The following is a 10,315-nucleotide window of genomic DNA, read 5'->3' on the forward strand; positions in this document are numbered from 1 at the left end:
TCAAACGGCAAACCTTTTTTTCTTATGGCGGCTGATGGCTTCAATTAACAAGGTATGCGGCAATTGTACCGCAGCGGCGGCAGACAACATGATGCCCAATCCTGAAGAAATCAAGTCTTGCCTGTTTCAATCCGATAATAGCCGTTACAATAACCGCCCCTCTACCAACAGGCTACCTGAATAACATGAAAATCGTGATTCTTGGCTGCGGACAAGTCGGTTCTACTGTAGCACAAAATTTGGCGGTTATTCCCAACAATGACGTTACCATTATTGATGTTGATGAAAATACACTGAAAAACCTAAGCAACAAACTTGATGTGCAAACCATTTTGGGCAATGCCGCTTCGCCCGTTATTTTGGCATCTGCCGGTGCCAATGACGCCGATTTACTGTTGGCACTGACACGCAGCGATGAAACCAACTTGGTTGCCTGTAAAATTGCCGCCACTTTGTTTAACGTTCCCGGTTGTGTGGCACGCATCCGCCGCAGTGAATATTTGGAATACAAAACCGGACTTGAAGACCACCCCACAAGTTTGAGTTTGTTTGATATAACCGAATCCATCAATCCGGAACAATTGGTAACCGAACAATTGGTTGGTTTGTTAAAACACACGGGTTCTTTGCAAGTATTGCGTTTTGCCGATGATAAGGTACGCATGGTTGTGATGCGGGCAACAAAAGGCGGCTTGTTGGTGGGCAAGCCCCTGTCGGATATTCCTGCACACTTACCCGTTGGCGTGGATTGTCAAATTTGCGCGGTGTACCGCAACAATCGATTGATTATTCCTTCAGCTCAAACCGTATTGATTGAAGGCGATGAAGTCTTTTTCCTCGCCGCCACTGACCGTGTATCGGAAGTGATGCGTGAACTGCGTCCCGACGGTCAGCGCACCCGCCGAGTCATGATTGCCGGCGGCGGCAATATCGGTTTCAGACTGTCCAAACAAATAGAAAATGATTTTGACATCAAAATCATCGAATTAAATCCCAAACGGGCTGAATGGCTGGCTGAAAACTTAAACAGCACTTTGGTGCTGCAAGGCAGTGCCACCGACGAATCTCTGCTGGAAAATGAATATATTGATGAAATTGATGTCTTTTGCGCCCTCACGAACGATGATGAAAACAACATCATGTCGGGCATGTTGGCAAAAAATCGCGGTGCAAAAAGAGTAATGTCATTAATCAACCGCTCCAGTTATGTGGATTTACTGGAAGGCAACACCATTGATATTGTGATTTCACCGCATTTAATCACCATAGGATCAATTCTCACGCATGTGCGCCAAGGCGATATTGTGGTGGTTCACCCTTTGCGGCGTGGTGAGGCGGAAGCCGTGGAAGTGGTGATACACGGCGACAAACACACGTCCCGTTTAATTGGACGCGCCGTAGAAGAGCTGGTGCTGCCTGAAGGTTGTTACGTGGGCGCGGTCGTGCGCGGCAACGAAGTATTTATGGGACACAAAAACACAATACTGGCAGACGGCGATCATTTAATTTTCTTTATGTCCCGCCGCCATGCCATTCACGAGTTGGAAAAATTGATTCAAGTAAAAATCGGCTTTTTTGGTTAGATTCGATTGAATTATCAAGGCTTAAAATATGTACAAAATTGCGCCCATTATTCACGTTATTGCCAAAATCGGCTTTTTGTTTTGCCCGATATTATTGATTCCGGCATTGGTGTCGCTGCGGTATCACGACGGTGTTTTTTCGGCTTTCGGCAGCGCGGCATTGATTACCTTATTGCTGTCTTTTGCCGCTTGGTTATTAACCATACGCCACCGCCGAGAAATGCGTACCCGTGATGGTTTTACATTGGTGTTTTTAATGTGGATTGGTTTTTCAGTATTGGCGTCTTTGCCCTTTTATTTATTTTTGCCGAATTTAAGTTTTACCGATGCGTTTTTTGAAGCCATTTCCGGTTTAACCACCACCGGTGCCACCATTTTTACTGATTTAAACCACCTTGCGCCCTCTTTGAATTTTTGGCGGCACATGCTCAATTGGCTGGGCGGCATGGGCATTATTGTATTGGCAGTCGCCATTTTGCCGATGCTGGGCGTAGGCGGTACACAGCTGTTCAAAGCAGAAATTCCCGGCATTAACAAAGACAGTAAAATGGCACCGCGTATTTCACAAACGGCCAAAAATCTGTGGATTATCTATGTATTTTTCACCTTAATCACCTTTATTGCCTTGCGTTTGGCGGGTATGGGCTGGTTTGATGCCATTTGCCATGCCATGTCGGCGTTTTCTCTGGGCGGTTTTTCCACTTACGACAACAGCATTGCGCACTTTAATTCCATTGCCATCGAAATTGTTTTGTCAATTGCATCCATCATCGGTGCCATTAACTTTACCAACCACTTTTATGCTTTCCGTCACAAAACCCTGCGCCACTACTGGCAAGATGAAGAAGTACGCACCACTTTAACCTTGCTTTCAGCCAGCATTGTGGTGATTGCTTTGTATTTGTGGTTTAAGGATTTTTACAGCTTAGGTGAATCATTTCGCCACGTGGGTTTTAATGTTATCTCCATTGCATTGGCAAATGGCTATGCCAGTGTGGATTTTGCCCTGTGGCCGCTGGTTGCTTCGTTATGGATGTATTTTTTGGCAAACATCCTCGCCAATGCCGGTTCTGCCGGCGGCGGTATCAAAACCATACGCGCCATTGTGCTGTTTAAATTCAGTCTGCGCGAAATGATGATTATGATGCACCCCAACGCTGTGCGCACCGTTAAAATCAACGGTAAAAATATTTCCGACCGCATTGCATTGACGGTATTGGCATTTATTTTTGTGTACTTTATGACTGTAGTAATGTTCACCTTTTTGCTGATGATAAGCGGCTTGGATTTTATTTCTTCGATGACCGCAGTCATCGCCTGCATCACCAACGCCGGGCCGGGTTTGGGCGCAGTCGGTCCTGCCGGCAACTATGCTTTATTGTCTGACCTGCAAAAATGGTTGTGCACCGCCGTGATGCTGCTCGGACGGTTGGAAATTTTCACCGTATTTATCTTGTTTACACCCGCATATTGGCGCAAATAAAGGCTGCCTGAAAAAGCCATTAATCGTGTTAATGTCTTTCAGGCAGCCCAAAACAAACCGATAACAATTGCCTAAATAGTTTTAATAAATGGGTTAAATCAATTTAATCCATTTATCGCTTTATGCTTCATCGGGTTTGTGAAACACCCATGATGCCGCCACCGACAAAATCAATGCCGTAAAAATAACCGCCAAAGAAATGGTTACCGGAATATGAAACCAATGCGAAATCAGCATTTTGACACCAATAAAAGTCAGCACAAACGCCAAGCCGTATTGCAGATAAGCAAATCGTTCCACCACATTGGCAAGCAAGAAATACATGGCACGCAAGCCCAACACGGCAAATAAATTAGAAGTCAGCGCAATAAACGGATCGGTGGTTACCGCAAAAACGGCAGGAATGCTGTCCACGGCAAAAATCACATCGCTTAGCTCCACCATAATCAACACCAATAACAATGGTGTGGCAAGCCGTTTGCCGTTTTCAATGGTAAAGAATTTTTCTCGGTCTAAATTTTTACTGATGCGCATGTGGCGAGTCAGCCATTGAATAAGGCGATTGTGTTCAAAATCCGGATCTTCTTCTTTTGACGGCACCATCATTTTCAAGCCGCTGTATATCAAAAATGCACCGAAAAAATACAGTATCCATTTAAATTCACCCACCAATACCGCACCGAAACCCACTAAAATGGTACGTAAAATAATCGCACCAAACACGCCATACAGCAATACGCGATGCTGATACGCGGCAGGAATTTTGAAATAGCTGAAAATCATCACAAACACAAAAATATTGTCCACCGCCAATGATTTTTCCAGCACATACGCCGTGATAAACAGCAAAACATGATCTCGCGCCGATTCTGAACCAATGGCGGGGTTATCTGCGAACCTGAAATACAGCCACAATGCAAACGCCATAGATACCGTTACCCAAGTCACACTCCATATCAAAGCCTCTTTAGTGCTGACTTTATGTACACCTTCTTTTTTTAATGCCAGCATATCAATGGCAATCATCACCAAAATAACGGCAAAAAATACCGCATAAAACATCGGAGTACCCACAGTGTGTACGTGGTGTTGCATGGTGTTGTCTTTCGTTAATCAATTGAATAAAATAAAATTTTCATTCTGAGCCACTGTAAAAAAAGACTGCTGTAACAGCAGTCTTTTTCAGGCAACAAACGATTACCCCCGTTTGAACATATTGCCGAATTTCTGGTTGAATTTATCCACTCGTCCGGTTGAGTCAACAATTTTCTGTTTGCCGGTATAGAAAGGATGGCATTCAGAGCAAACCTCAATATTGAAGTGGTCTTTTCCCATTGCTGAACGGGTAGTGAATGTATTGCCGCAAGAGCAGGCAATGGTTACATCGTGGTAATCGGGGTGAATATCGGTTTTCATCAAAAATCCTTTCGGTCAGCGGGCACAGGGGTTTTGCCTGCGCTTCATTAGCAATCATGGCGAATAGCCAAACGTTGGATTATACACAAATATTCTTTGCCAATCAAGTTGGCAGCAGATGGTCTCATTCTGCTTTCGCAACATCACTCATTAACACTGTTCCTGCCAAATAATCATACAAAAATTGACGTTGCAGATTAAAAAAAGCAAAGCCCCAAGGCAAAATCCACCACAGTAATGCCGCAAATACTGCCTGTTTGGCGGCAATATCCGCATGGCGTAATGCCCAATAAGCCAATAATGGTATCAGCACCAAAAACAAACACGCCCAAATAAAACGCATACGCAGCTGCAATCTGTTTGGCGGTTGCCCTGCCGTATTTTGCAAATGAATACGCCATACTTTCATTGGTAAAGTTTGCCCGCGCCGCCAATTGGTTTGGCAATACCACCACCAAGCGGCCAGAAAAGACACGCTCACCGCCAATTTAGCCAACACGGGAACATCGGGCAAAAATGTAACCAATACACCGCTGAACACCGCCGCTGCCGCACTTACTGCCGCCAGCAGCAAACCTTCGTAGCACAGTGCAGCAAAACGGCGTTTCAGTGAAGCAGGCGCAGAATACAACATATTATTTCTTCTGTTTATTTTAAAAATCGATATTAAAACAATTGGTTATTTCAAACCCAAAACATCTTGCATATCAAATAAACCTTGACGGCATTGCCTCAACCACACAGCCGCACGGACAGCACCGTTGGCAAAAGTAGCACGGCTGGAGGCTTTGTGGGTAATTTCCACACGCTCACCATCAGCGGCAAAAAGTGCCGTATGATCGCCCACAATATCGCCGCCGCGCACAGTAGCAAAGCCAATGGTTTTCGGATCACGCGCACCGGTTTGTCCTTCCCGCCCGTAAACCGCACATTGTTTCAAATCACGTCCGAGTGTATCGGCAATCACTTCACCCATGCGCAAAGCAGTGCCGGATGGCGCATCAACTTTGTGCCGATGGTGTGCTTCAATGATTTCGATGTCGTATCCCTCATTTAAAACTTTGGCAGCGGTTTGCAGCAAGGCAAAAGTCAGATTCACGCCCACGCTGAAATTGGGCGCGGATACCACGCCGATTTTTTGAGCAGAAGCGGCAATCCGTGCCTTGCCTGCGTCATCAAAACCGGTGGTGCCAATCACCATATTCACTGCATATTGTTCGCAAACTGACAAATGAGCCAAGGTACTGTCGGTGCGTGAAAAATCAATCAATACATCACAGTTGCGTACCACTGCGTCAACATCACTGCTGACAACAACATTGGTTTGCAAGCCGACAGCAAAACCAGCATCCATGCCAAGCGCGGGCGATTGATCATGCTCCAATGCACCGCTCAAAACACAATCGGTTCGGCGGGCAATGGCTTCCACCAAAGCACGTCCCATACGTCCATTGACACCGGCAACAGCAATTTTTAATACAGGTTCAGACATGGCGGTTCAGTACTTTCTTTCATTTTTATCTGATTGAATAACAAAATTATCATTACAACGATTTGCCCGTATCGGCTGCGGGAGCAATTTTAGGCATTGCATCACCGCTGAATTCAGTTAATACATCTTCTTCATTGAAAAATAAGGTGAGTGAACGCTCTTCTTCAACCACACCGTTTCGTGAAACGGTAAACACATAATCCCAGCGATTGCGGTGAAGTGGGTCTCGCAATAGCGGTGTACCCAGCAATATTTGCACTTGCTGGCGAGTCATACCGATTTTGAGTTGGCGCAGCGCATCGGCATCCAACTCATTACCTTGTATTACTTGCAGTTTGTAGGAAGGAAAATTCGACACCCGATCGGCGGAACACGCACTCAAACCCAGAGCCAATACGACCGATAAGCAAAGACTTTTGTTCACGGAAAACCTCAATTCAGAAGAAAGCGGCAACCGCACCTTGCCAGACAAGAATGAAGTGCAATCACCCAAAAATGTGCGTATTATAACGGCTATTGACCAATATGGGACGATTGTCCATGAATGAAAACATTACCCAATTAAAAGACAGCGGCTTGAAAATCACCGGACCGCGATTAAAAATTTTGGATTTGTTTGAAACCCGTCCTGATGAACACATGAGCGCAGAAGACGTGTACCGTGTTTTGCTGGAAGAAGGCATTGAAATTGGTGTAGCTACCATTTACCGCGTGTTAATGCAATTTGAGCAAGCGGGTATTTTGCTGCGCCACCACTTTGAAACCGGCAAAGCCATCTACGAATTAAACCGCGGCGGGCATCACGACCATATTGTGTGTATTAAATGTGGCAAAATCACTGAATTTTGCAATAACGAAATCGAAGTCCTGCAGAAAAAAATTGCCAAAGACAACGGTTATCGAATTGTGGACCACGCGCTTTATATGTATGGCGTATGTACTGATTGTCAGCAGCAAGGAAAATATAATAAATTTTAACGTTTTCAGGCTGCCTGAAACAGTATTACCGATCAATGCTTTCATATTACTTATTAGCCGATTATAAATAACCCTTCAGGGCGGTAGCCTAAAAATCGGTGAGTCAATTTTTGTGTCATCACCGCGCAGTATGAATTTTTCAGTATCTTGTGCTGATAGATGCGGCGGCATAACCGCAAACTTTTAAATTCTGCAAAAGAGGAAATAACAATGTGGAGTATTATTTTAATGTTGGTACTGCTGGGTGTCGCTGCTTATTGGCGGGCCGGCGGCTGGACTATGGCAGTTGCCGCCATTGTTGGTTTGGCTTTGGGCGGCGGTAGCCTTTGGTTTGTGGGTGCAGTATTGGTGGCAGTCATCGCCGTATTGTGTTGTTACCCGACGGTGCGCCGTTTCATCACCGAACCGATTTTTGCTCTGTTCAAAAAAGTAACACCCGCCATGTCAGAAACCGAGCAAGAAGCCATCAATGCCGGCACGGTTTGGTGGGACGGTGAATTGTTTTCAGGTAGCCCAGACTTCAATCAATTACGCGCCTACCCCAACCCCGTATTAAGTGAAGAAGAGCAAGCATTTCTGGATGGTCCGACAGAAGTTCTGTGCCAAATGCTCAATGACTGGGACATTACCCATACTCGCCGTGATTTACCGCCTGAAGTGTGGCAATTCATCAGAAACAATGGCTTTTTGGGCATGATTATTAAAAAGAAATATGGCGGCTTAGAATTTTCCAATTATGCCCATGCCAAAGTGGTTACTAAAGTTGCCACGCGTTCCGCTACCGCCGCAGTAACGGTGATGGTGCCGAATTCTTTGGGACCGGGTGAGTTATTACAACACTACGGTACAGACGCCCAAAAAGACTATTATTTACCGCGCTTGGCGAAAGGCATTGATATTCCCTGCTTTGCCTTAACCAGCCCTTATGCCGGCTCTGATGCCAACAATATTCCCGATTTCGGCGTGGTGTGCAAAGGTGATTTTACCGACCCCATCAGCGGTGAAGAGCGCAAAGATATTCTCGGTATTCGCGTGTCATGGGAAAAACGCTGGATTACCTTAGCTCCGATTGCCACCGTATTGGGGCTGGCATTCAAAATGTACGATCCCGATGGTTTATTGGGCGATAAGAAAGACATTGGCATCACCTGCGCCTTGGTGCCAACACAAGTAGCGGGTGTGAACATTGGGCGGCGGCATTACCCTGGCGGTTGCGTGTTTATGAACGGACCAACTTGGGGCAAAGACGTATTTATTCCGCTGGATTATGTCATCGGCGGCGTGGAATACGCAGGGCGCGGCTGGCAAATGCTGATTGAATGCCTGTCGGTTGGCCGTTGCATTTCTTTGCCTGCCAATTCTGTGGCAGCCGGCAAAACAGCCAGTTATACCACTGCTTTGTACGCCCGTATCCGAGATCAATTTGGGTTGCCTATTGGTCGGTTTGAGGGTGTTGATGAAGCCATTGCCCGCATCGGTGCATATACCTATCAAATGGAAGCGGCACAAGACTTGGCGCTCACCGCCTTAGATTTGGGCGAAAGACCAAGCGTGATTTCAGCAATACTGAAATACCACAACACCGAACGTTACCGCAAAGTAATCAACGATGCCATGGACGTACACGGCGGACGCACCGTGGTTTTGGGACCGCGCAACTATTTGGCGGGCGGCTACCAAAGCATACCGATTGCCATTACCGTAGAAGGCGCAAACATTCTTACCCGCAGCCTGATGATTTTCGGACAAGGAGCAATTCGCTGCCACCCGTTTGTATTAAAAGAAATGCAAGCGGCGCAAAGCAACGATTTCAAATCTTTTGATCAATTGCTTACCGATCACATTCACTTTGCGTTTTGTAACAGCTACCGCAGTTTTTGGCTGGGCTTAACCAACGGCTATTTCAGCAAATCCCCCACACGGGGTGTAACTGCCCCGTATTACAAACAAATGACACGTCTTGCTGCCAACTTTGCCCTGCTGGCAGACATGTGCATGTTGAGTTTGGGCGGCAAACTGAAATTCAAAGAAAAATTATCTGCACGTTTGGGCGATGTGTTATCACAACTCTACATCTGCAGTGCCGTACTGAAACGTTTTGAACGCGATGGTAGCCCCAAAGCCGATGAACCATTAATGCGTTATGCCGCTCAACAAGCCTTGTACGATGCGCAAACCGCCATTGACGGCGTATTAAAAAACCTGCCCTTGCGCCCCTTGGCATGGAAACTGCGCATACTCATTTTACCGCTTGGTTTACACATCACCCCGCCAAGCGACAAATTGGGCAGTGAAACAGCAAAAGTGATGATGCAAGGCGATGATACCTTGGCTCGGCTGACTCAAGGCATGTTTATACCAAAAGACGAAAGCGATCCTGTGGGCGTGTTAAAAACCGCACACGAAGCCGTTATTGCCGCCGAACCCACAGAGAAAAAACTGCACAAAGCACTGCGCAGCGGCGAATTAACTGCACCATCACCTGCCGCTCAATTGCAAGAAGCATTGGATAAAGGATTGATAACACAAGAAGAGTTTGAACAGCTTACTCGCTCACGCCAATTGAAACGCGATTGCATTATGGTGGACGACTTTGATATGCAGTTACAGCAACACGATACTGACTTACTTAACCGCCATGTGTTCTAAATCAACTAATTGATTATTCTGAAAACTTCCAACGCTGTTGGAAGTTTTCCTGTTTTTTTATTGAAGCATTTTTCAAGAAACTGACGGTATCATTTTAATGAAAGAAAACGATGAGTCATAAAATTCGTATCGTTTTTCGTGGAGAAATAATTGAAGGAAAAGCGAAAGCAGAAGTTAAAGCGCATGCTGCCCAATTATTTAAAATTTCACCTGAACGGATTGATCGGATTTTTTCCGGCAAACCGATTGTGTTGAAAAAAGATCTATCGGCAGATGAGGGGTTGCGTTACCAAAATGCACTGGAAAAAATTGGTATGCGTGCTCATATTGAAACAATGGAAGAAATATTGAAACCAGTAAATACATCTTCACAATCGCACAATAAAAAAGAGGCGAACTCTATTTCGAGGGCGTTCAAAATTCTGTGTCAGTGTTAAATCCTACAGTTTGATTATATCATCGAGTCTTCCTTCGAAATAAATGGAAAATTGGCTGACCGCCTGCCCCCAATTCTGTATGGGCATCGTCCATTTTTCTGATGCCTTATTGATGCCGACATACAAAAGCTTCAGCAGACTGTCCTCATTGGGAAACGCACCTTTGGTTTTGGTCAGCTTGCGGAATTGACGGTGTACCGCTTCCACCGCATTGGTGGTGTAAATCGGTTTGCGTATCGCTTCAGGATAACGGAAATACGCCGACAAAAGCGGCCAT

12 protein-coding genes are annotated in these 10,315 nt (G+C 45.7%); 6 read left to right on the forward strand and 6 right to left on the reverse strand.

From position 1 onward, the window contains the following. Window positions 1-34: 34 nt before the first annotated feature. The 3 genes from Q384_RS13205 to Q384_RS03865 are packed head-to-tail and all read left to right on the forward strand — an operon-like array spanning window position 35 to window position 3,066. Window positions 35-184, forward strand: a complete 150-nt coding sequence (locus Q384_RS13205; protein WP_156956441.1) for a hypothetical protein — start codon at window positions 35-37, stop codon at window positions 182-184. Window position 185: 1 nt separating this feature from the next. Continuing rightward, window positions 186-1,583 carry a Trk system potassium transporter TrkA gene (gene trkA, locus Q384_RS03860; RefSeq protein ID WP_037586070.1) on the forward strand — a complete coding sequence of 466 codons (1,398 nt, stop codon included), beginning with the start codon at window positions 186-188 and terminating at the stop codon, window positions 1,581-1,583. 28 nt (window positions 1,584-1,611) lie between these two features. After that, window positions 1,612-3,066 (forward strand): TrkH family potassium uptake protein, encoded by a 1,455-nt coding sequence (locus Q384_RS03865; protein WP_037586071.1) that lies wholly within the window; start codon window positions 1,612-1,614, stop codon window positions 3,064-3,066. A 120-nt stretch (window positions 3,067-3,186) separates the two neighbouring features. Here the strand turns inward: Q384_RS03865 and Q384_RS03870 are convergent, their stop codons facing one another. From Q384_RS03870 to Q384_RS03890, 5 genes are all read right to left on the reverse strand, one after another. Continuing rightward, window positions 3,187-4,161 (reverse strand): TerC family protein, encoded by a 975-nt coding sequence (locus Q384_RS03870; protein WP_211251078.1) that lies wholly within the window; start codon window positions 4,159-4,161, stop codon window positions 3,187-3,189. Between the two features lie 102 nt (window positions 4,162-4,263). Further along, entirely contained in the window at window positions 4,264-4,482 is a 219-nt protein-coding gene (rpmE, locus tag Q384_RS03875) for a 50S ribosomal protein L31 (protein ID WP_037586073.1), read from the reverse strand. 124 nt (window positions 4,483-4,606) lie between these two features. Then, window positions 4,607-5,116, reverse strand: coding sequence for an RDD family protein (locus Q384_RS03880; RefSeq protein ID WP_037586074.1), 510 nt, complete (start codon window positions 5,114-5,116; stop codon window positions 4,607-4,609). A gap of 45 nt (window positions 5,117-5,161) precedes the next feature. After that, a complete protein-coding gene (gene dapB / locus Q384_RS03885; RefSeq protein ID WP_037586075.1) occupies window positions 5,162-5,974 on the reverse strand; it encodes a 4-hydroxy-tetrahydrodipicolinate reductase in 813 nt (270 codons plus the stop codon). A gap of 52 nt (window positions 5,975-6,026) precedes the next feature. Then, window positions 6,027-6,398: an outer membrane protein assembly factor BamE gene (locus Q384_RS03890; RefSeq protein WP_037586077.1), complete on the reverse strand. Its 372-nt coding sequence runs from the start codon at window positions 6,396-6,398 to the stop codon at window positions 6,027-6,029. Window positions 6,399-6,514: 116 nt separating this feature from the next. Here Q384_RS03890 and fur point away from each other — a divergent pair, with 116 nt between their 5' ends. The 3 genes from fur (at window position 6,515) to Q384_RS03905 (ending at window position 10,038) form a co-directional block, all read left to right on the forward strand. After that, window positions 6,515-6,952, forward strand: coding sequence for a ferric iron uptake transcriptional regulator (gene fur / locus Q384_RS03895; RefSeq protein WP_037586079.1), 438 nt, complete (start codon window positions 6,515-6,517; stop codon window positions 6,950-6,952). A gap of 210 nt (window positions 6,953-7,162) precedes the next feature. Continuing rightward, on the forward strand, window positions 7,163-9,601 hold the full coding sequence (locus Q384_RS03900; RefSeq protein WP_037586080.1) for an acyl-CoA dehydrogenase: 2,439 nt from the start codon (window positions 7,163-7,165) through the stop codon (window positions 9,599-9,601). A gap of 110 nt (window positions 9,602-9,711) precedes the next feature. Next, window positions 9,712-10,038: a hypothetical protein gene (locus Q384_RS03905; protein WP_051940417.1), complete on the forward strand. Its 327-nt coding sequence runs from the start codon at window positions 9,712-9,714 to the stop codon at window positions 10,036-10,038. Window positions 10,039-10,041: 3 nt separating this feature from the next. On the opposite strand, the gene Q384_RS03910 is transcribed toward Q384_RS03905, so the two are convergent. After that, window positions 10,042-10,315: transposase (locus tag Q384_RS03910; protein ID WP_037586081.1), on the reverse strand; the 274-nt coding region annotated here is incomplete at its 5' end.

The organism is Stenoxybacter acetivorans DSM 19021 (assembly GCF_000745895.1).
Taxonomy (GTDB): Bacteria; Pseudomonadota; Gammaproteobacteria; order Burkholderiales; family Neisseriaceae; genus Stenoxybacter; species Stenoxybacter acetivorans.

What these genes read in the sequence shown, in the direction of transcription:
- dapB (WP_037586075.1), bottom strand. Translation starts at nt 5,974, where the DNA reads ATGTCTGAACCTGTATTAAAAATTGCTGTTGCCGGTGTCAATGGACGT.
- Q384_RS03870 (WP_211251078.1), bottom strand. Translation starts at nt 4,161, where the DNA reads ATGCAACACCACGTACACACTGTGGGTACTCCGATGTTTTATGCGGTA.
- Q384_RS13205 (WP_156956441.1), top strand. Translation starts at nt 35, where the DNA reads ATGGCTTCAATTAACAAGGTATGCGGCAATTGTACCGCAGCGGCGGCA.
- Q384_RS03900 (WP_037586080.1), top strand. Translation starts at nt 7,163, where the DNA reads ATGTGGAGTATTATTTTAATGTTGGTACTGCTGGGTGTCGCTGCTTAT.
- trkA (WP_037586070.1), top strand. Translation starts at nt 186, where the DNA reads ATGAAAATCGTGATTCTTGGCTGCGGACAAGTCGGTTCTACTGTAGCA.
- rpmE (WP_037586073.1), bottom strand. Translation starts at nt 4,482, where the DNA reads ATGAAAACCGATATTCACCCCGATTACCACGATGTAACCATTGCCTGC.
- fur (WP_037586079.1), top strand. Translation starts at nt 6,515, where the DNA reads ATGAATGAAAACATTACCCAATTAAAAGACAGCGGCTTGAAAATCACC.
- Q384_RS03865 (WP_037586071.1), top strand. Translation starts at nt 1,612, where the DNA reads ATGTACAAAATTGCGCCCATTATTCACGTTATTGCCAAAATCGGCTTT.
- Q384_RS03905 (WP_051940417.1), top strand. Translation starts at nt 9,712, where the DNA reads ATGAGTCATAAAATTCGTATCGTTTTTCGTGGAGAAATAATTGAAGGA.
- Q384_RS03880 (WP_037586074.1), bottom strand. Translation starts at nt 5,116, where the DNA reads ATGTTGTATTCTGCGCCTGCTTCACTGAAACGCCGTTTTGCTGCACTG.